19 protein-coding genes are annotated in these 20,132 nt (G+C 64.7%); 13 read left to right on the forward strand and 6 right to left on the reverse strand.

Annotated elements, in window-relative coordinates; all coding sequences use genetic code 11:
• Window positions 1-7 precede the first annotated feature (7 nt).
• Together AC3ZI9_RS06320 and AC3ZI9_RS06325 are read right to left on the reverse strand one after the other, a co-directional pair.
• A complete protein-coding gene (locus AC3ZI9_RS06320; protein ID WP_444554023.1) occupies window positions 8-721 on the reverse strand; it encodes a potassium channel family protein in 714 nt (237 codons plus the stop codon).
• Window positions 718-1,410, reverse strand: coding sequence for a potassium channel family protein (locus tag AC3ZI9_RS06325; protein WP_444554022.1), 693 nt, complete (start codon window positions 1,408-1,410; stop codon window positions 718-720). The genes AC3ZI9_RS06320 and AC3ZI9_RS06325 overlap by 4 nt, the downstream gene beginning before the upstream one ends.
• Window positions 1,411-1,556: 146 nt before the next feature.
• On the opposite strand from AC3ZI9_RS06325, the gene AC3ZI9_RS06330 reads away from it, so the two are divergent.
• The 5 genes from AC3ZI9_RS06330 (at window position 1,557) to AC3ZI9_RS06350 (ending at window position 9,801) form a co-directional block, all read left to right on the forward strand.
• Complete coding sequence (locus AC3ZI9_RS06330; RefSeq protein WP_444554021.1) at window positions 1,557-3,590, forward strand: APC family permease; 2,034 nt, start codon at window positions 1,557-1,559, stop codon at window positions 3,588-3,590.
• A complete protein-coding gene (locus AC3ZI9_RS06335; protein WP_444561234.1) occupies window positions 3,587-4,963 on the forward strand; it encodes a class I SAM-dependent RNA methyltransferase in 1,377 nt (458 codons plus the stop codon). The genes AC3ZI9_RS06330 and AC3ZI9_RS06335 overlap by 4 nt, the downstream gene beginning before the upstream one ends.
• 113 nt (window positions 4,964-5,076) lie before the next feature.
• Entirely contained in the window at window positions 5,077-7,782 is a 2,706-nt protein-coding gene (gene acnA / locus AC3ZI9_RS06340) for an aconitate hydratase AcnA (protein WP_444566831.1), read from the forward strand.
• A gap of 341 nt (window positions 7,783-8,123) precedes the next feature.
• Complete coding sequence (locus tag AC3ZI9_RS06345) at window positions 8,124-8,261, forward strand: hypothetical protein (RefSeq protein ID WP_489923966.1); 138 nt, start codon at window positions 8,124-8,126, stop codon at window positions 8,259-8,261.
• A 367-nt stretch (window positions 8,262-8,628) separates the two neighbouring features.
• A complete protein-coding gene (locus AC3ZI9_RS06350) occupies window positions 8,629-9,801 on the forward strand; it encodes a DUF6602 domain-containing protein (RefSeq protein ID WP_444566830.1) in 1,173 nt (390 codons plus the stop codon).
• A gap of 40 nt (window positions 9,802-9,841) precedes the next feature.
• Here AC3ZI9_RS06350 and AC3ZI9_RS06355 read toward each other — a convergent pair whose 3' ends face one another.
• Entirely contained in the window at window positions 9,842-10,264 is a 423-nt protein-coding gene (locus AC3ZI9_RS06355) for a hypothetical protein (protein WP_444566829.1), read from the reverse strand.
• A gap of 105 nt (window positions 10,265-10,369) precedes the next feature.
• On the reverse strand, window positions 10,370-11,209 hold the full coding sequence (locus AC3ZI9_RS06360; protein ID WP_489923967.1) for a hypothetical protein: 840 nt from the start codon (window positions 11,207-11,209) through the stop codon (window positions 10,370-10,372).
• Window positions 11,210-11,443: 234 nt separating this feature from the next.
• Between AC3ZI9_RS06360 and AC3ZI9_RS06365 the strand changes: the two genes are divergently transcribed.
• The 8 genes from AC3ZI9_RS06365 to AC3ZI9_RS06400 all read left to right on the forward strand — a co-directional run bounded on the left by AC3ZI9_RS06365 (window position 11,444) and on the right by AC3ZI9_RS06400 (window position 19,178).
• The gene (locus AC3ZI9_RS06365) at window positions 11,444-12,136 is read left to right on the forward strand and encodes a hypothetical protein (RefSeq protein WP_444566862.1); all 693 of its coding nucleotides are present in this window, start codon (window positions 11,444-11,446) and stop codon (window positions 12,134-12,136) included.
• Between the two features lie 683 nt (window positions 12,137-12,819).
• On the forward strand, window positions 12,820-13,380 hold the full coding sequence (locus AC3ZI9_RS06370; RefSeq protein ID WP_444566860.1) for a shikimate kinase: 561 nt from the start codon (window positions 12,820-12,822) through the stop codon (window positions 13,378-13,380).
• A 44-nt stretch (window positions 13,381-13,424) separates the two neighbouring features.
• Window positions 13,425-13,961, forward strand: a complete 537-nt coding sequence (locus AC3ZI9_RS06375; RefSeq protein ID WP_444566859.1) for a GNAT family N-acetyltransferase — start codon at window positions 13,425-13,427, stop codon at window positions 13,959-13,961.
• Window positions 13,962-14,158: 197 nt separating this feature from the next.
• Entirely contained in the window at window positions 14,159-16,126 is a 1,968-nt protein-coding gene (gene dxs / locus AC3ZI9_RS06380; RefSeq protein ID WP_444566858.1) for a 1-deoxy-D-xylulose-5-phosphate synthase, read from the forward strand.
• Window positions 16,123-16,710, forward strand: coding sequence for a DUF402 domain-containing protein (locus AC3ZI9_RS06385; protein ID WP_444566857.1), 588 nt, complete (start codon window positions 16,123-16,125; stop codon window positions 16,708-16,710). The genes dxs and AC3ZI9_RS06385 overlap by 4 nt, the downstream gene beginning before the upstream one ends.
• Window positions 16,711-16,786: 76 nt before the next feature.
• Window positions 16,787-17,359, forward strand: a complete 573-nt coding sequence (locus AC3ZI9_RS06390; RefSeq protein WP_444566856.1) for a hypothetical protein — start codon at window positions 16,787-16,789, stop codon at window positions 17,357-17,359.
• Between the two features lie 95 nt (window positions 17,360-17,454).
• Window positions 17,455-18,429, forward strand: a complete 975-nt coding sequence (locus tag AC3ZI9_RS06395; RefSeq protein WP_444566864.1) for an aldo/keto reductase — start codon at window positions 17,455-17,457, stop codon at window positions 18,427-18,429.
• Window positions 18,430-18,440: 11 nt separating this feature from the next.
• Window positions 18,441-19,178 (forward strand): hypothetical protein, encoded by a 738-nt coding sequence (locus tag AC3ZI9_RS06400; protein WP_444566855.1) that lies wholly within the window; start codon window positions 18,441-18,443, stop codon window positions 19,176-19,178.
• 19 nt (window positions 19,179-19,197) lie between these two features.
• Here AC3ZI9_RS06400 and AC3ZI9_RS06405 read toward each other — a convergent pair whose 3' ends face one another.
• The gene (locus AC3ZI9_RS06405) at window positions 19,198-19,626 is read right to left on the reverse strand and encodes a Rieske (2Fe-2S) protein (protein ID WP_444554015.1); all 429 of its coding nucleotides are present in this window, start codon (window positions 19,624-19,626) and stop codon (window positions 19,198-19,200) included.
• A 51-nt stretch (window positions 19,627-19,677) separates the two neighbouring features.
• A complete protein-coding gene (locus AC3ZI9_RS06410; protein ID WP_444554014.1) occupies window positions 19,678-20,124 on the reverse strand; it encodes a Rieske (2Fe-2S) protein in 447 nt (148 codons plus the stop codon).
• Window positions 20,125-20,132: the final 8 nt, after the last annotated feature.

A 20,132-nucleotide genomic window follows, 5' to 3' on the forward strand; every position in this document is an offset into this window, starting at 1 on the left:
CCGCGGCTCAGTCGCGGAAGGCGTCCGAGGCGTCCTGGGATTCGTCGTCGTTCCGTGATCTGGTATCCAGGCGCAGGACGGCCCGCAGATCGTCCTCGGCGGCGATTGCGGTGATGAAGAACAGCTCATCGCCCCCTTCGATCACGTCATCGGGGCTCGGGGTGATCGCCAGGTCATCACGCAGGATCGCCACGACCGCGGTGTCCTGCGGCCACGGGACCTCACCCAGGGTGCTGCCGATCAATGCCGCATCGGTGGGGACCGTGAACTCGACCATGGAGGTCACCCCGGTCTGCAGCGTCAGCAACCGCACCACGTCCCCGACCTCGACCGCTTCCTCCACGAGGGCGGTCATCATGCGCGGGGTGCTCACGGCCACGTCGACGCCCCAGGCGTCGTCGAAGAGCCAATCGTTCTTCGGGTTGTTGACCCGGCCCACGGTCCGCCCGACCCCGAATTCGCTTTTGGCCAGCAGGGAGACGACCAGGTTGACCTTATCGTCGCCGGTGGCCGAAACCACCACGTCGACATCGGACAGATGGGCGTCCTTGAGCGTGGTGAGCTCGCAGGCATCCCCGAACAGCCAGGTGGCACCCTGGACGCCGCTGCGCCCGACGACTTCAGGCTTCTCATCGATCAACAGGACGTCGTGACCGTGGGAGAGGAGTTCCTTGGCGATGGAGGAGCCGACGCTGCCGGCCCCCGCGATGACGATCTTCACTGGTTCTCCTCGTCGTCGGGCAACTGGGTGGTGGGGGCCTTGGAAAGTATCCTGTCGATCTCTCCCAGGGAGGCGACGGCCATCATGGCGTGCAGGATGTCGCCTTGCTGCAGCCGGGCATCGGGGCGGGGGATCTGGCCCTCGCCGAACCGGGTCAGATAGGCCACCCGGATCCCCGAGACCTCCTCGATTTCGGCCAGGCTGCGTCCGTACCACTGGTCATGGACCGACACCTCGCCGAGGATCAGCCGGCCCGAGGCTTCACGGAAATCGCCGTTGATGCCTTGTTCGGGCAGGACCCGACGCAGGACCTGGTCGGCGCTCCAGCGCACCGCCGCCACGGTGGGGATCCCCAGCCGCTGGTAGATCTCGGCCCGCCCCGGGTCGTAGATCCGGGCGACCACATGGGGGACGTGGTAGTTTTCGCGGGCCACCCGGGTGGCCAGGATGTTCGAGTTGTCGCCGCTGGAGACCGCCGCGAAGGCGTAGGCGTTGGAGATGTCCGCCCGTTCCAGGGTTTCCCGGTCGAAGCCGACCCCGCTGACCTTCTGGCCGGTGAATCCGCGCCGTAGACGCCGGAACGCCCGGTCGTCCTGGTCGATGATCGCCACGGTGTGTCCGGCGTCGTCCAAGGTGTGGGCCAACGTGACGCCGACGCGCCCGCACCCCATGATGACGAAATGGGCCATGCCTTGCTCCCCGCGATTGTCCTGCTGACGGCGGGGCCTTTCCGACCCCGATGATGGCTCCCAGTCTCCCACGCGGGAAGCGTGCAGGAGCCGGTGGCGGTGCGGCGTGTATGACAGATATGCCGTTCACGGGCTAGCTTTGACTGGTGCTGACGTTCCTCGACGCGCTGAAACGGATCCTGGTTGGCAGACCATTCCGCACCGAACGGCTGAAGCAGGCGCCCCTGCGCCGCCGGCTGGCGCTTCCCCTGCTGTCCTCCAACGCGCTGTCTTCCGTGGCCTACGCCCCCGATGAAGTCCTCATGACCCTGGCCATCGCCGGACTGTCGGCGATCTACTTCTCGCCGCTGATCGGCATCGCCATCATGGCGGTGATGATGGTGATCATCGCGTCCTACCGGCAATCGGTGAAGGCCTACCCCTCGGGACGCGGGGACTATGAGATCGCCAGCGTCAACCTCGGGCCCCGGGCCGGCACCACGGTGGCCTCGGCCCTGCTGGTCGACTTCGTCTTGACCGTGGCGGTGTCCATGTCCGCCGCCGCACACTACGTCGTCGCGGCCTTCCCGGGGCTGGACGGGCACCAATCGCTGCTCGCCGGTGCCGGCGTCGTGATCCTGGCGCTGCTGAACCTGCGCGGGCTGGGCCGGTCTCGGCTGGGCAACGCGTTGCCGACCTATCTGTTCATCGGCGCGATGCTGGTGATGATCCTCACCGGCACGATCAGTGCCGCCATGGGCCGGTTGGGCTCGGCCCCCAGCGCAGGGTTCGAGATCCTGCCGCAGCAGGGCTACGACCCGGCACTGACCGGGCTGCTGGGCGCCGTGCTGGTGCTGCGCGCCTTCTCCACCGGCTCGGCGGCACTGACGGGGATCGAAGCGCCCATCAGCAACGTCCAGAACCTGGCCCGGCCGCGCGCCCGGAACGCCGCATCGATCCTGCTGCTGCTGGGCCTCATCGCCACGGTACTGACCCTGGGCACCATGTTCCTGGCCCGCGCCGCCCGGGTGCATATGGTCGAGGACCCGCAACGGAACCTTGCGGTCGACGGCGGATCGATCCCGGGGGACTACATCCAGAACCCGGTGCTCAGCCAGCTGGCCCACGCCGTCTTCGGCGGCGGTAGCGTCGGTTTCTACATCATCCTGGCCGTCACCGTCGCCGTGCTGGGCATGGCCGGGCATTCCGCATTCAGCTCCTTCCCCAACCTGGCCTCGCATCTGGCCACCGACGGCTATCTTCCCCGGCAGCTGCGGACCCGGGGGGACCGGCTGGGGTTCAGCAACGGCATCATCGCCCTGGGCGTCGGGGCCCTGGTGCTGGTGTTGGTGTTCGGCGCCCATGTGGCGACCCTGATCCAGCTCTACGTCGTGGGGGTCTTCGTCTCCTTCACGCTCAGCCAGCTGGGCATGGTCAGGCACTGGAGCCGGCAACTGGCCAGCACCGCCAACCAGCGGGTACGCCACCGGATCATGCGCTCGCGCCTGCTGAACCTCGTCGGGTTCGTCCTCACCGCCGCCGTGCTGGTGATCGTGCTGGTCACCAAATTCATCTTCGGTGCCTGGTTGGCCGTGGTGGCGATCCTGGCGATGTATCTGATCATGTCCTCGATCCACGCCCACTATGCGGCGGTCGACCGTGAACTGGCGGTCGACGGGCGAGGCACCGCCAAGGCCCTTCCGGCCCGCGTGCATGCCCTGATCCTCGTGTCGACGCTGCGCAAACCGGTGCTGCGGGCGGTGGCCTTCGCCCGGGCCGGCCGCCCCTCGAAGCTCGATGCCATCATCGTGGACATCGACCAGGATGCCACGGAACGCACCGTGGCCGAATGGGAGCGGTTGCAGATCCCGGTGCCGATCACCGTGCTCGCCTCGCCCTACCGCGAGACGGCGGCGCCGATCATCGACTACATCAAGACCATCAAATCCAATTCACCCCGTGACCTGGTGGTCGTCTACATCCCCGAATACGTGGTCGGACGCTGGTGGGAGCAGCTGGTGCACAACCAGACGGCGTTGCGCATCAAGACCCGGCTGCATTTCGTCCCGGGCGTCGTGGTCGCCAGCGTCCCCTGGCAACTCTCGGAGGAAACCCACGGGCGGGCACTCTTCGAACACGAGCGCGGGATCACCGGGACCGAAGGCCAACCACGAGAGCACGACGGCGGGAGCAGCAGGTGAGCCAGCAGGAAGAACCGGCGACGGGCGATCTGATCGAGGTCGAGATCGGCGCCCCCGCCCATGGGGGCCACTTCGTCGCCAGGTACCAGGGCCGGGTGGTCTTCGTCCGCCATGCGTTGCCCGGTGAACGGGTCCGGGCCCGGTTGACCGACGCCGGGCAGGAGGCCCGCTTCTGGCGGGCCGACGCGGTGGAGATGCTGGAGGCCTCCGCGCACCGGGTACCGCATTTCTGGCCCGAAGCCGATGCCATCGCCCGCCACGCCGCGGGGGAGTTGCCGGTCGGCGGGGCCGAGTTCGGGCATGCGGAGCTTGGATACCAGCGGGAACTGAAATCCGCGGTCGTCCGCGAACAACTTGAACGATTGGCCGGTCTGGATGCCGACGACGTCGGCTTCACCGGGGTCGAGGCCGCGCCGGGCGAGCGCGGGGACGGACTGGGCTGGAGGACCCGGGCGGCCTTCAGCGTCGACGCGTCGGGACGACTGGCCATGAACGCCCACCATTCCGACCGGCTCGTCCCCATCCGCGACCTGCCGCTGGCCGTGGCGGCGATCAACGACCTGTCGTTGGCCGAGTTGCCGTTGCGCGGGCTGGACCGGATCGAGGTCGCGGCCGGTTCGGCCGGCGGGGCACCGCTGGTGCTCCTCGTCGAACGGGCCGATGCCACCCCGGGAGCCGCGACACGCCTGGCCAAGGCCCTGCCCGAGGGCAGCAACGCGGCGCTGATCACCCAACACGGCGGTGCGGCGGCCGACGGGGCGGGAACCCTGCACCGACTGCGCGGCAGGACCTGGGTGGCCGAACAGGCCGCCGGGGAAACCTACCGGGTCACCGGGGAGGGGTTCTGGCAGATCCACCGCAGTGCCCCCGACGCCCTGAACGACGCCGTCCAACGCATCCTGGACCCGCAACCGGGCCAGGCCTGTGCCGACCTCTATGCCGGCGCCGGACTGTTCACCGTGCCCTTGGCCCGCGCCGTCGGGGCGCAGGGGATCGTCCTGTCGATCGAAGGGGCCCCGGGCACCAGCAAGGATGCCCGCCGCAATGTCCAGGGCCTGGACCAGGTCCTGATCCGCCAGGGCCGGGTGGAAAAGGTCCTGCGTGCCGAGGTGGCCCGGTTGCCCCGGGGGCTGGATGCGGTGGTGCTGGATCCACCCCGCACCGGCCTCGGGCGGGCCGGGGTGGCCGCCGTCAGCGCCGCCCGACCGGGACGGATCGCCTACGTTTCCTGCGATCCGGCGTCGTTCTCTCGGGATCTACGCGACTTTGCCGCGAAGGGCTACGCCACCGAATCGGTACGGGCCTTGGATCTCTACCCGCATACCCACCATGTGGAGTGCGTGGCGGCGCTGGTCCCTTCGGCCAACGGATAGACTGGGGGCAGCTCTGCCGCAATCCCATCGTGCTTCCCGGCCGGTTAGGTTCGCCTTACTGGCGGGATGCCCGTGCGTGCAACAAAGATGAAAGTCTGGCGAGAGGAGTCCCAGTGAGTAATGTGGACAGCTTTGGTGCCAAGGGCGTATTGGACGTCCAAGGCAACGAATATGAAATTTTCCGGCTGAACGCGGTCGAGGGCAGCGACAGCCTTCCGTACAGCCTTAAGATCCTTCTGGAGAACCTGCTTCGGACCGAGGACGGCAAGAACATCACTGCCGACCACGTTCGTGCGCTGGCCCAGTGGGATCAGAACGCCCAGCCAAGCACGGAGATCCAGTTCACTCCGGCCCGCGTGCTGATGCAGGACTTCACCGGTGTGCCGTGTGTGGTCGACCTGGCCACCATGCGTGAAGCCGTCGAGGACCTGGGTGGTGACCCGACCCGGGTGAACCCGCTGGCTCCCGCGGAAATGGTGATCGACCACTCCGTCCAGATCGACGTGTTCGGTAATAAGGACGCCATCGAACGCAATATGGAGATCGAGTACCAGCGCAATGGCGAGCGGTACCAGTTCCTGCGTTGGGGCCAGACGGCGTTCGATGACTTCAAGGTCGTCCCCCCGGGCACCGGCATCGTGCACCAGGTCAATATCGAGTACCTGGCCCGCACGGTCATGACCCGCGAGGTCGACGGCAAGCTGCGCGCCTACCCGGACTCCTGCGTCGGCACCGACTCGCACACCACCATGGTCAATGGCCTGGGTGTGCTGGGCTGGGGCGTCGGCGGCATCGAGGCCGAGGCGGCCATGCTCGGCCAGCCCGTCTCCATGCTGATCCCGCGGGTGGTGGGCTTCAAGCTCGCCGGCTCCATCCCCGCAGGTGCCACCGCGACCGACGTCGTCCTCACGATCACCGAGAAGCTGCGCCAGCACGGCGTGGTCGGCAAATTCGTCGAGTTCTACGGCGAAGGCGTCGCCCAGGTGCCGCTGGCCAACCGCGCCACGATCGGCAACATGTCCCCGGAGTTCGGCTCCACCGCAGCCATGTTCCCCATCGACGACGTGACCCTGGACTACCTGCGCCTGACCGGCCGTTCCGAGGAGAACGTCGCCCTCGTGGAGGCCTACACCAAGGAACAGGGCCTCTGGCACGATCCGTCCAAGGAACTGCGTTTCTCCGAGTACCTCGAGCTGGACCTGTCCACAGTGGTTCCCTCCATCGCCGGCCCGAAGCGTCCCCAGGACCGCATCGAGCTGACCAGCGCGAAGGAACAGTTGCGCAAGGACATCCACAACTACGCCGCCGGTGACGCCGACGATCGCAACGTGGGCCGTCCCTCGAAGTCCGTGGACGTGAAGACCGCCGATGGCCGCGAATTCTCGCTGGACCACGGCATCGTCTCCATCGCCTCGATCACCTCGTGCACCAACACGTCCAACCCCTCGGTGATGCTCGCAGCAGCCCTGCTGGCCCGCAACGCCGTGGACAAGGGCCTGGCCTCGAAGCCGTGGGTCAAGACCTCCGTCGCCCCCGGCTCCAAGGTCGTCACCGACTACTACGAGAAGTCCGGCCTGAGCCCGTACCTGGAGAAGCTCGGCTTCTACATCGTCGGCTACGGCTGCACGACCTGCATCGGCAACTCCGGTCCATTGGAAGCGGAGATCGCCGAAGCCATTCAGGCCAACGACCTCTCCGTCACGTCGGTCCTCTCCGGTAACCGCAACTTCGAAGGCCGGATCAACCCGGACGTGAAGATGAACTACCTGGCCTCCCCGCCGCTGGTCATCGCCTACGCCCTGGCCGGCACCATGGACTTCGACTTCGAATCCGAGCCGCTGGGCCAGGACGACGCCGGGAAGGACATCTTCCTGGAGGACATCTGGCCGAACCCGGTCGAGGTCCAGCAGGTCATGGACGCCTCCATCGACAAGGAGATGTTCGCCAAGGGCTACGAAGGTGTCTTTGACGGCGACGACCGTTGGAAGGCACTGGACACCCCGGCCGGCAACACCTTCGAATGGGCCGAGGATTCCACCTACGTGCGCAAGCCCCCATACTTCGATGGCATGAAGGCACAGCCGGAGCCGGTCTCCGATATCGACGGTGCCCGCGTGCTGCTGAAGCTGGGCGATTCGGTGACCACCGACCACATCTCCCCGGCCGGCTCGTTCAAGTCCGATTCCCCGGCGGGCCAGTACCTGCTGTCCCACGGCGTGGATCGTAAGGACTTCAACTCCTACGGCTCCCGTCGTGGTAACCACGAGGTCATGATCCGCGGCACGTTCGCGAACATCCGCATCCGCAACCAGCTCCTGGACAACATCGAGGGTGGCTTCACCCGCGACTTCACCCAGGACGGCGGACCGCAGAACACGGTCTTCGACGCGGCGACGAACTACGCAGCCGAAGGGACCCCGCTGGTCGTGCTGGCCGGCAAGGAATACGGTTCCGGCTCCTCACGTGACTGGGCCGCCAAGGGCACCGCACTGTTGGGCGTCAAGGCCGTCCTGGCCGAGAGCTACGAGCGGATCCACCGCTCGAACCTCATCGGCATGGGCGTGCTGCCGCTGCAGTTCCCCGAGGGCGAGTCCACCTCGACCCTGGGGCTGGACGGCACCGAGTCCTTCTCGATCGCCGGGGTGACCGAGCTCAACGAGGGGACCACCCCCTCCACGCTGAAGGTCACCGCCACCGCCGACGACGGCTCCACCCAGTCCTTCGATGCCGTGCTGCGCATCGATACCCCCGGTGAAGCCGACTACTACCGCAACGGCGGCATCCTGCAGTACGTGCTGCGTCAAATTAGCGGTAGTTGAGCAGATCGGCTCGACTAGGAGACTTTCTGGCCGTTGAAGATATAGTCTTTGGCTCCTATTTTTAGAGTCTCGCACATGCGCCCGTCAGGCTTCTGCCTGGCGGGCGCATCTGTATCTAATTGCGGGAACCGTCTGTTCACGATCTTCCCCAATCCGTATCCGCGGTTCGAGCTGTTTGGCTGGCCGTGTCGAATGGCCGCCGTCACACGCGGGGGATATGAATCCGGTGACTTTGGTGGAGCGTTCGACGGAGGTTCAGGAAGCTCGCGAGATCCGGCAGATTTGTGCCCCGCCTGGTATAGATTCTGCTGCTTTGCGATACGCGACAGGAGAATGAAGCCATGGAACGACAGATTGATTTCTTCCGAGAACGTCACATGTTGTGCGGAGCCTGCGATCACGGCTGGGTGGTCGATCTGAACTGGGTTGATCGCCCCATTTCCGATTTTAGGCAGAGGTTGACCTTGATGAGCATGTGATGAGCACAGCCTTTCGCATGGTCATTCGTGTTAGCAGACGGCATCACCACGCAAGTGGGCACTGCGCGCTGCTACGTGCTCCGCCGGGTCTACGTCCTAAAACGCCCGAGTGATACGTTCTCGGTAGTGACGGACGCTTCACCCTAGGCCCACACGAAGTATTTCGCGTGAATGAAGTGCCTGCACACGGCCGTGCTGCGAGTTACTCCGTTAGGATCACGATGGGAACGTGCGAGCGTTGAGTACAGACGTTGACGCGGCAGCTGAGCTCAACATGCTCACGTATATCACCCGGTCCCTTATCGAAACCGACGGCTTCAGACTGCACCCGCACGGTCAAATGATAAGAGCCAGTTATCGTGGGACCATGAACGCGTCGACCGATTCGAACCATCAGTCTGGTAAGTCACGTTTCGCGGCAATGTACGAGGCAACTGCCGCGAGCATGAAAGCACAGTTTGAACAGGCGCGCGCCAGCCTGGACCATTCAGGAGCCCGCGGGGGAGCCGCCGAGGAGATTGTGCGCGAGTTCCTCAACAAGGCACTGCCAGCGGCGCTTGGAGTTACCGTTGGGCAGGTGGTGGACGCCGATGGTAACTTCTCTGGTCAAAGTGATGTGATCATCTACGATGCCCGGACTACTCCGATGCTCTTTACCAGCGCCCAGGGCGGAACGCAAACGGTGCCGATCGAGGGCTTCGTGGCAGTGATTGAGGTGAAATCGGTTCTTCAGAAGAAGGACCTGGACCAGCTCCTCACCCACGCACGCAAGCTGAAGTCGATGAAGCGACGCGCTTACCTTCAGCAAGCACTTACGACGCACCGCACGATGTACGACAAGAGCTGGGCACAACCTCCCGTCTTGTACAGCGTGTTCGCATTCACTTCTCGGGGCCTATATGTCGGTGAGCTCAACGATTTGCAGGCCGAAATTCCTCTGCATCTTCGGGTCGATAACCTCTGTGCCCTAGATCGCGGTTTAGCGGTAAATGTGTGCCTGACCGGACATGTGAATGGTCCCGACTCGCTGTTCTCGTTTCAGGGGACAGCGTCCAAGATCAGCAAACTCGGAGAAGTCCTTACCGACAACCCATTGTTGCCGTGGTTCGCGATGAATTCCAGCCTTTACGTCCAAGGTGATCGCTCTCCAATTGATCTGGCAGTATACGTTCAGGACCAGTTGCGGTTACATGCGACGATGCCACCGGACACCGACATGGAGATCCGCAATGAGCTGAATCTTCAATTAGCCGAGGCGACCGGTGTTCCGCTCGACGTCATACGCAGGCTTGCCGGGGTCGAGGACGGGACGAAGCCAGCGAACCCACCAGGAGTTCAATTATCCTCGGCGGAGTTGCTCGCTCTCGTAGACCCGTACATCAACAGATTTTTCGTGCCGGGCCCTGACGCTGGGGACCTATTCAGGAGCCTTGCGGAAGTTCCCGCGGAAGAACGCGAGCGCGTTTTGGCCCAATTCCGCACTGAGAGTAGCAACAGAGAGAGGGCGGGTGAAACAGAAGCGGACCTGGACGGATCATGATGCCGGCCGATCATTCAGTTGACCAGTCGAGCACGCGGGCCTAAAGCGCGTTCATTCCCTGCCGTCGATGTACTGCTTTGAGTCCGGAACGGGCAGAGGCAGCCAGAGCTTCGTGTGCTCCGCCATGAGGATCCCCATACAGAAAATCAGCCCACCCCTTGCAGCCACGAGCTGAAATTGGTGACTTCGACGAAGGTGTCAGCAGTCGACGGAACCAGGTCTTCGCCGTAACCGATCGATGCCTGTAGTAGCTCGCCTCCGACCAGCCGATCGTCTTTGCTGTATCGATGAGGCTGAGTTCCTCTGCTTCGATGAGATCCTCGACGGTCCGCAGGTACCGTGCGATGTTCTGCGGATCCATTGGCGGCCGTCCGAACTTCACGGCTCGCGCCAACGCTGGGCCGACGCGGAACTGGACCAGCCATTGGCTGGTGTTGTGCTCGTGAATGCTAGCGTCGAGCACTGCGCGGTGCTGGAGATCGTCGTCCTACTTGTCCTGGTCGACGTATGCGTAGCGCGTTATCGACTTAGCCAGGTTCCGGCGAGGGGAGCTTCGGGTCTCCAGTTGTTAGAAATTTGGGATCGGTAGTAGCTCGTCCCCGAATTCCGGCCATTCCCAGCTTTGAAGTAACTCGGGCTGCACGTCGCTTTCCAAAAGGATTGTGACCTGCGCGTATGTGAAGGAATTCGCGACCTCTTCGCCACTGAGCAGGCCAACCACCTGTCCGTCCATAGTGTGAGTAAACCCGAGAAGGTCGTGCGTCCTTAGTAGGGCCCTTCGAACGATTTCCAGCACGTCCAGGTCCTTGTCCGCAGGTAGGAGTTCGTCTGCAATTTCCCTAAGGCGATAGGTTCGTCGAACGCCGTACTGTTCGCCAATTGCGGAGTGTTCCTTATCTAACATCATTTTGCCGACCTCGGAATCCCAGAGTCTGTCGATCAGTTCAGCGCTCGAGATATCCCAATCAACAGCTGAGCCAATACTCAGCTTGTGTCTCCGGCCGCGGTAGAGGCCGATCTGGCAATTGCTGCCGGCGAAAACCGACTTTTGATGAATGTTTATGTTGCGGGCTCGAGTCAGTGCGCGACCATACTCGTTGACAGCGATCTCATGAGGAATGCTCGCGAGATGCTCTTTCCATTTTGGCCATCGACCGTTGGCTTCAAGCTCCTTGGTCAAAACTTCCGAAATCGACACATATGCAGAGAGAAATGCGCCCAGCGAGTAGCGAAACTTCTGAGGGTTATGGTAGCCAGCCTCCATCTGACTCGCGAAGTATACGGTCTCTTTGAAGCGGTCCTCAGCCCCGGGGGTCAGGCAACCATTGACCGAATCCGCATAGATGCATTCGTGTGACCGGAAGCCTCTGGGAAAATATGCATCGTATGATCCGAATAGGTTTTTCATGACTTTCAGACTAAACCTCCTAACGAATCTGTCCCACGACATTTAGGTCCACAGGAAGGGTGTACAGAAGAAATAGGACTAGTTAATGACGCAATAGCTGACCTTTCATTCTACTGGCCAGCACCGGGCAAACCGAGGTTTCGCTGCTCTGCGCAGCCCGTTTCAGTGCGCCCGTGCAATGTCCGGCCTCGTCGCTAGTGTGGGAGAGTCGAAACAATCGAAGGGAATTTTGGGATGTCCGATGTGCGTGTGGCTGTGTCAAGACTTGGCGAGGACGACTCGCTCGAAGCGCAGAATGCTCGCGCTGTGAAGTGGCTTCTTGAGCAGCCGGGCGGATCAGTGGTCGTCGTGACACCGCGACGAGTAGTGGAGAGCGCGAGTATCAGGCGACTGATCTCGTCTCCGCAAGTGCGTCACCATGCCTGGCGAGGATTCTCTGGCGGCAACTTCGACGGCCAGCGCGTGCTCTATGCCTGGCCCGATCGTAAGCGCCTCAACGAGGTGTGGCATGTGGAGGCCGACGCGATCGCGGTCATCGAATGGGGCATCGACGAGACCGCCGAGTGGCTAGATGACATGAACCCGGTTCAGCTGTACCGTGGCCGGACGATCGTGCCTTCTACGGATCCCAAGCCGGCTCTTGAAGCGCTGCCAAACGGTGTGGACGGCATTCTTGAGCACGTCGCGTCTATGGCAGCCGGATACTCTTCGGGCCTGAAGTGGAACGAAGAGGACAAGCTCAAGGCTGACATGATGCATCGGCCCGATCGTTGGGCTCCGGTCACTGTCGAGCAGGTTCTCGCGAAATGCCGTGCTCTCGGAATGCGCGGTGAAGACGCCGACACGATCGCCGGGCTCTTGCAGCGACGTAAGGAAGGGCGACGCTTCAACGTGCGGTCGTCGTACCGGGATTTCCAGTTCAACTGACTTGCCGCTCGCGTTCGTTTCCGGAGGGCTGGAGGGCGCAGGACGATTTCCGGGACGCTGCGATGTGTCGGCGATGGGCAAGGAGGCCTACTGAACATGCACCTGACCCGGATGGACTTGCTGCACACACGTGCGCTGGACACGAGAGTTCCTCTAGGTACTTGCGATGCGAACACGAATTGGAGGACGGCAGCATATTCGGCTGGCACGATCACGGCGGGCCACACACGTGTGACTGGGGAATTTACGGATTTGAATGCCCCGGGAAGGCGAGCGCTGAGCGGGTCCCTCGCGTATGAGAAAGAACCGCAACGGCAGCACGTTCGGGTTCGCGTCTGCAGTCCATTTTTGGCGTCACAACGTGCTGCGATAGCGGTAGTGCTCTGGAGCCATTTAGAGTGCATGATCCCAGTAACGGAGGGCTTCGTACGGAAGCACGAGTACGTCTCAGGCCCGACTTCGTGTGGCAAAGCTGTGACGGGCGCGAACGGAGTGGATCACAGTACGTTCTGCGTCAGATCTGCGCTAGCTAACCGCAGATCCACCGCAGACGGGGCGGGCCATCCGGGAGACCGGGTGGCCCGCCCTTTTTGCGTGCCTGGAGTCGAGGCTTTGCTAGCGTGGGGCCCATGAGCACAGGTGAGGACCAGCTGCTGGGGGTGGGATAGGGAGCCGGGAGCGTCGTGCTCCTCGGGCCGATCAGTTGCGGAAAAACCACGATCGGGAAGCTGCTGGCCGGACGGCTTGGTCTGCGCTTCGTGGATTTGGATGATTTACGAGCCGACCATTATCCGGCGCTGGGGTATGACGAGGCAGAAGCCGACCGGCGACAGGCAGCTGGTGGACTGCCGGCCAAGCTCGCCTATTGGAAGCCCTTCGAAGCAGCCAGTGTGGAAAGGACCCTGAGGGAACATGGCGCCGGCTGCGTCATCGCCTTCGGAGCAGGGCAGGCCATCCACGAAGACCCACAGCTGGCTGAACGCGTACGCAGCGCCTTGGAAGCGGCCTCCGCCGTCGTGCTGTTGAAGGTCGCGGCGCAGCCCGGTGCCGAGGCTGAGGAGCTGGCCCGGCGGATCCGCGCCGATTTTGCCGACGAGCCGGAACTGGCCGAGCAGATTGTCGACCTCAACGAGACCTTCATCCATGCCCCCGATCATGCAGCGCTGGCGACCCATGTCGTGGTGACACACGGACAGGGGCCCGACGAGGCCTCCGCGGCCATAGCCCAGGCTCTCGACGGCTAGGATCCGTAACCGATGCCCACCCCGAGGGCTATTACGCTTTAACGATGGAAGCACTCAGCACATCGTGGCCGCTCTTCGGCCTGCACCTGTCCACTCCGCGCTTGGAGCTGCGGGCGATCACCGATCAGGACCTGCCGGCCTTCCAAGCTGCCGGACTCAGCGGCATCCACGAACCCGGGCGCAGCCCCTTCTCCCATCCCTGGACCGACGTCCCCGATGCCGAGCTGCCAACGAACATGGCCCGGCATATTTGGCGGGTCCGGGCCCAGACCCGGACGGAGGACTGGACGCTGCCCCTCGGCGTCTGGCATGAAGGTGACCTGGTGGGGATGCAGGATCTGATGGCCCGGGACTTCGCTGACCTGCGCACCGTCTCCACCGGATCCTGGTTGACCCGCACGGCTCAAGGCCGGGGCATCGGTACCGGGATGCGCACCGCCGTCGTGCTCTATGCCTTCGGCTATCTGGGGGTCGAGGTGGCCGAATCCGAGGCCGCGAGCTGGAACCACTCCTCGTGGGGGATCTCGCATGCCGTGGGATATCAGGACAACGGGGTGACGCGGCGGATGTGGTGCGGATAGCCGCAGGAAGTCCAGCTGGTCAGGTTCACCCCTGGACAGCTGAGACGTCCCGATTGGCAGCTGGAGGTCGCAGGGCACGACGCCGTCGCCTCGGTCCTGCATCTCCCGGAAGCCGCGCCAGCGCCGGCGGGTCGAGAACCCGTCGCCGTGCGCAGTACGATGGAATGATGTTTCCGGCTTCGAAAGGACGACCCGGCATGGGAATGCTCGAGACCATCCGAGAGCCGCGTGATTTGCGCTCACTGGGGATGACGCAGCTTCAGCAGTTGGCCCAGGAGATCCGTGCCTTCCTGATCGCGAACGTCTCCCGTACCGGGGGACATCTGGGCCCGAATCTGGGGGTCGTGGAGCTCACGTTGGGGATCCACCGGGTCTTCGATTCCCCGCGTGATTCGATCGTCTTCGATACCGGGCACCAGTCCTATGTGCACAAACTGCTCACCGGGCGCCAGGATTTCTCCACGCTGCGCCAGCAGGACGGGTTGGCCGGTTATCCCGAACGCTCCGAGTCGGTCCACGACATCGTCGAGTCCTCGCATGCCTCAAGTTCCCTGTCCTGGGCCGAAGGCATCTCCCGGGCCCGGAAACTCTCCGGCGAAGGGGACCGCTACGTCGTCGCCGTCGTCGGCGACGGCGCCCTGACCGGCGGCATGGCTTGGGAGGCCGTGAACAACATCGCCGCCGATAAGGACCGCCGGGTCGTGATCGTGGTCAACGACAATGGACGTTCCTATGCCCCCACCGTCGGCGGTCTGGCCGACCAGTTGGGTGCTCTGCGCCAACGCACCCTCGATAAGGTCAGGACCCACCCCGTCTACGAGGACACCCTGAACTGGTGGAAGGACCGCCTCCAACAAGGTGGGGCCGTCAGCCGTTTTGCCTATAAGTCGCTGCATGCCACCAAGAAGGGCATGAAGGACTGGTGGGCCCCGCAGGGGCTGTTCGAGGATCTGGGCATGAAGTACATCGGCCCGATCGACGGACATAACCTGGAGGCCGTGGAAGAGGCCCTGCAGCAGGCCCGGCAGTACGAGGGCCCGGTCATCGTGCATACGCTCACCCAGAAGGGCCGTGGTTTCGCACCGGCACTGGCCGACCCGAACGACCAGATGCATTCGGTGGGCGTCATCGACCCCGAAACCGGCGAACCTGTCTCCCGACCCGGAGCCCAGTCCTGGACCTCGGTCTTCGGCGAAGAGATCGCCGATATCGCCGACGAGCGTCCTGACATCGTCGCGGTGACGGGGGCCATGCTCATCCCGGTCGGGTTGTCCACGATGGCCGCCCGCCACCCCGAACGGGTCATCGACGTCGGTATCGCCGAACAGCATGCCTTGACCAGCGCCGCTGGCATGGCCTTCGGTGGCCTGCACCCGGTGGTGGCGCTCTATGCGACGTTCCTGAACCGTGCGTTCGACCAGCTGCTCATGGACGTGGCCCTGCACCGCGCGGGGGTGACGGTGGTGTTGGACCGGGCAGGGGTCACCGGCCCCGATGGGCCGAGCCACCATGGCATGTGGGATATGTCGCTACTGCAGTCGGTGCCCGGGCTTTCCCTGGCCGCCCCGCGCGACGCCACCCGGCTGCGTGAGGAACTACGTGAAGCCGTAGCCATCAACGATGCCCCCACCGTCCTGCGTTTCTCCAAGGGCACTGTCGGGCAGGAACTCGAGGCCATCGAACGACTTGAGGACGGGGTCGATGTCCTGGCCCGGCATGGCGAAGGGGACCGCGATGTGCTGATCGTGGCCGTCGGGTCCATGGCCGGATTGAGCTTGGACGTCGCCGAACGGCTCGAGGCCCAAGGAGTGTCCTCCACGGTGGTGGACCCCCGCTGGGTCCTGCCCATCGCCAGGTCCCTCATCGGCCTGGCCGCCCGCCACCGGATCGTGGTCTGCATCGAGGACGGGGTCAAGGCCGGCGCCGTCGGCTCACGGATCCGCCAGGAAATGCGGGCCGCAGGGGTCGATACTGCACTGAACGAGGTCGGCCTGCCCACCGAGTTCCTCAAGCACGGCTCACGCAACCAGATCCTGGAACGCGTCGGCCTGACCGCCAACCAGATCACCCAGGACACGCTGGCCCAGGTCCTGGGCACGAAGGTCCCCTTCGCCCGCCCGCTTCCCGGCCAGGATGCCCCGACCGGTCAGATCCCGCAACTGTGAACCGGCTGCAGACGCTGGCCCAGGCCCCCGGGGACATCGCGGTGGGCGATCAGGTCATCGCCCGGGCCTGGAAGTACGACGGTTGGCCGCATTGGGTGGTCCCGGGGCGGTATCTCGGGGCGGACGAATACGGGCACTGGGTGATCCAGCCGGCCGGATCGCTGGTGGCCCGGCCCGGCGCCGCCTTCGCCGCGGAATCCGATGCGATCTGCCTATTTCCCCATGATGCGGATTGGGTGGCCACCTTCTACGACGACTCCCATCCCGGCCACTTCCGTCTCTATATCGATGTCTCCAGGAATCTGGGGTGGCGGGCGCTGAAGCCTTCCGGCTGGGAATTCAACTCGATCGACATGGACCTGGACGTGGTCCGCTCCACGAGCCGCGGCATCTATCTCGACGACGAAGACGAATTCGAGGACCATGCCCTATCCATGGGCTACCCCCAGGAACTGGCGCAGCGGATGCGTGATGCGGCCCGGGAGCTTCTGGAGGCCGTGGAAACCCGGCAGGAACCGTTCGGGGCGAGCGCCGACGTCTGGTTCGACCGCGGACGACGCCTGCTGGCCCAGGCAGTAGGCTAGATGCGGCGACGCGCCACCACCGAAGCAGGGGCGCCGAACCACCGTACGAGCACCGGCAAGAACCGAGGAGAATCGCATGCCGATCCAGCGCACCTACCGCCGCGACGACGACGGGGTCCTGCAATTCCGTGAGGCCTGGTTCGAGCAGACCGAGGGCGGGGAGACCGGCCAGTTCGTGGTCAACCACGGCACCGTCGGGAACCTGTCCACCACCAAGGAAGCCGTCGATGTCGATGGCGAACGCGGGGCGGGGCTCATGGGGGCCTTCGCCGACCAATGCGCCTGGGACGGATTCGCCGAACTGACCGGGGCCGACCAGTCGTGGGTGATCGTCCAATACGCGTTGAAGACCACCGAAGGGACCCAGCGCGACGAATATCTGCGTGATAAGGCGATGGAAGCGCTGCGTGGACATCTGGCGTGGCGTGGCCTGGGGACGGTGGAGTCCAGCGACTTCGCCCCCCGGAAACTCAATATCCGCGTACTTTCCCCCGAGCCCGGCAAGGCGGTCACCGCCATCACCACGTGCATCCGGCAGGCCAAGCTCGACTTCACCAAGCTCTCCATCGGGGTGGCGCCCTACGACACCCCGGAGGCAGCCAAACAGAAGTACCCGATGCCGGCCAAGACCCCGTTCTCCGTGGCCTGATCCGTTCCCGTCCCGCCCCTCCTTCCGAAAGGACGCATCCCGTGAGCTCCTCCAGCAATTCGACCCGCGCCGCCACCGCCCAGCCACACCCCGAGATGGAATACCGTCGGCTGGGCCGCTCGGGGCTGAGTGTCTCCGTCGTGGGCCTGGGGTGCAACAACCTCGGCCGCAGCGGCACCGCCACCGAATCGCAGGAGGGCACCAACGCGATCGTGCACGCGGCCCTGGACTCCGGCATCACCCTGTTCGACACCGCCGACACCTATGGGCGCGAACCAGGACTGGCGGAGACCCGCCTGGGCAAGGCCCTGGGCACGCGGCGGGACGAGGTCGTGGTGGCCACGAAATTCGGCATGGACGCCGGGGGAGCCAACGGCCGGGACTTCGGGGCCCGAGGGTCCCGCAAGTACATCATGCAGTCCGTGGAGGCGTCCCTGGGCCGGCTGGGGACCGATTACATCGACCTCTACCAGTTCCACACCCCCGACGACCTGACCCCCATCGATGAGACGCTGGCCGCCCTCGATGACCTCGTGGCCTCCGGCAAGGTCCGCTACATCGGGCATTCGAACCGGGCCGGCTGGCAGATCGCCGATGCCGAATTCACCGCCCGCAGTGGAGGCTACACCCGGTTCATCTCAAGCCAGAACCACTACAACCTGCTCGACCGCCGGGCCGAACTCGAAGTTCTCCCGGCCTCGAATGCCTACGGGTTGGGCGTGCTGCCCTACTTCCCGCTGGCCAATGGCTTGCTGACCGGCAAATACACGTCACGGCAGGCGCCCGGCGGCAGCCGGCTGAGCCACTCGCGGCAGAACCTGCTGGACAAGGTCGACTTCGACCAGTTGTCCGAACTGTCCGATTTCGCCTCGGCACGGGAACTGACACCGGTGCAGGTGGCCTTCTCCTGGTTGGCGGCCCAGGACCCGGTGTCCAGCGTCATCGCCGGAGCCACCCGGGTGGAGCAGATCCACCAGAATGCCGCCGCCGCCCAGTGGAAGCCCGACGCCGAGGACCTGGCGGAACTGGACCGGATCTTTCCTCGTGAACCGAAAGTCGCCCTCTTCTAGGAAGGGACCTCATGGCCGAACCCGTGGAGGACCTGAACACGCTGCCGGACTTCGAACGCTGGGAAACGTTCTGGGTGGGTGGCCAACGTGTTGGTGCCCTGCACCGCATCTGGCAATATTCGGTGCTGTTGACCCGCATCGCCATCGAGGACGAATCGGGGGACTACCTGGCCGAGTCACGCATCCGCTTCGTGCCTGGACCCGACTGGGATCTGAGTTGGTTCCATTCCAGCGGCATGGACCAACCGGTCCTGCTGCATAATCCGGCCAACTGGACCCACACCGGCAGCCTGCCCGTCGTCAGCGCCGAATCGTTGATCACCCCTGATGGGCGCGAACTCCCCACGGGGGTGAGCCGGCAGGCCCCGGCGGGAACGGTGCCGGGCTACGGAGAATTCCTCGTGGTGCGCAACCTGGTGGGTCGCGGACGGGCCGAAGCGGCCTGGAGCAGCATCCACGACGACGACGGACAGGTCCAGCAGACCCGCCTGGTGGCGGTCGAGGATCCCCACCCCCCTGCCTACGTGGCCCCGTCCCTCGACGGGGGACCGGTGCTGCGCTTCGACCGTTTCGACGACGACCAGCGCGGGGCCAGCCATTGGGTCGTCGACGGGGAGATCCTGGCCAGCGAATGGGCCGGGGCGTATTCCGTGCGCGTCGGAGACGACGCCGGCTCCGCGGCCTGGGAAACCATTGCCGGGCTGCAGGATTCAACGGCCCGCTTCCTGCTCCACGGAGCCCGCCACTGATCCCGGGACGCGGGACCGCCTAGAGGTAGATCAGGACGTCCTTGCCCTTGATCTCCGCGGCAAAACGCGCCAGGGGCTTCGATGCCGGCCCGACCACGGCCGAGCCGTCTTCATGGGAGAACTCGGAACCGTGGCACGGACATTTGAAATCCTTCTTGGTCACACCCACCGTGCAGCCCTGATGGGTGCAGACCGCCGTATACGCCAGGACGGTGTCCTCGTCCTGGCGCCAGAGCAGGTAGGTGTCACCGTCAACGGCCACCGAGGCGCTCTGGCCCACCGCCAATTCGTCGGTGGTGGTTGCCTTCGTGGCCTCGCCGCTGGGTTCGGGGATCTCATCGACCGAGGATCCGCTACCGCAGGCCGCCAACGCCGCCCCGGCCCCCAGGACCAATGATCCGCCCAGAACGGCCCGTCGTCCCGTGGTGTGTGCTGTGAAGTGTTCCATGCTGCCATTGTGGCATCCCGGGGGGAACCAGCGTGGAACACCACGGGGGGCTCAGGGGTAGAGCAGGATCTGCCCATCGGCGATTTCCGCCGCGAAGCGGGTCAGGGCCTCACGGGCGGGGCCACCGGTGGCCGTGCCGTCGGCGGGGTCGAAATGCGATTCGTGGCAGGGGCAGATGAAGTCCTCCTCGCCCGGGCCCACCCGGCAGCCCGCATGCGTGCAGACGGCCGTATAGGCCAGGACCGTTTCCTCGTCCTTGCGGTAGAGCAGGTACGTCTCGCCGGTGGCCTCGGCGTCGACGTTGACCATGGACCCCACGGGGAGATCGGCCACGGGGGCGACGGTCAAGGGGTTCCCGGCCGGTTCCGGCACGGGCTGGGAAGTGTTCTGCGGCGCCGCGGAGGAACCATCGCCGCAGGCGGCGAGCGTCGTGCCCGCGCCGAGGGCGAGCGTGGAACCCAGAACCAGACGGCGGCACGGTTGTGCTGAGGTGTTCATGCCCTGAT

This window comes from Arthrobacter sp. AOP36-F1-5 (assembly GCF_058137995.1).

Excerpts from the sequence above, each read along its gene's own strand:
- AC3ZI9_RS06400 (WP_444566855.1), top strand. The coding sequence starts at position 18,441 with ATGGCCGAACCCGTGGAGGACCTGAACACGCTGCCGGACTTCGAACGC.
- AC3ZI9_RS06405 (WP_444554015.1), bottom strand. The coding sequence starts at position 19,626 with ATGGAACACTTCACAGCACACACCACGGGACGACGGGCCGTTCTGGGC.
- AC3ZI9_RS06395 (WP_444566864.1), top strand. The coding sequence starts at position 17,455 with ATGGAATACCGTCGGCTGGGCCGCTCGGGGCTGAGTGTCTCCGTCGTG.
- AC3ZI9_RS06350 (WP_444566830.1), top strand. The coding sequence starts at position 8,629 with ATGAACGCGTCGACCGATTCGAACCATCAGTCTGGTAAGTCACGTTTC.
- AC3ZI9_RS06360 (WP_489923967.1), bottom strand. The coding sequence starts at position 11,209 with ATGAAAAACCTATTCGGATCATACGATGCATATTTTCCCAGAGGCTTC.
- AC3ZI9_RS06325 (WP_444554022.1), bottom strand. The coding sequence starts at position 1,410 with ATGGCCCATTTCGTCATCATGGGGTGCGGGCGCGTCGGCGTCACGTTG.
- AC3ZI9_RS06365 (WP_444566862.1), top strand. The coding sequence starts at position 11,444 with ATGTCCGATGTGCGTGTGGCTGTGTCAAGACTTGGCGAGGACGACTCG.
- AC3ZI9_RS06345 (WP_489923966.1), top strand. The coding sequence starts at position 8,124 with ATGGAACGACAGATTGATTTCTTCCGAGAACGTCACATGTTGTGCGGA.
- AC3ZI9_RS06410 (WP_444554014.1), bottom strand. The coding sequence starts at position 20,124 with ATGAACACCTCAGCACAACCGTGCCGCCGTCTGGTTCTGGGTTCCACG.
- AC3ZI9_RS06390 (WP_444566856.1), top strand. The coding sequence starts at position 16,787 with ATGCCGATCCAGCGCACCTACCGCCGCGACGACGACGGGGTCCTGCAA.
- AC3ZI9_RS06375 (WP_444566859.1), top strand. The coding sequence starts at position 13,425 with ATGGAAGCACTCAGCACATCGTGGCCGCTCTTCGGCCTGCACCTGTCC.
- dxs (WP_444566858.1), top strand. The coding sequence starts at position 14,159 with ATGGGAATGCTCGAGACCATCCGAGAGCCGCGTGATTTGCGCTCACTG.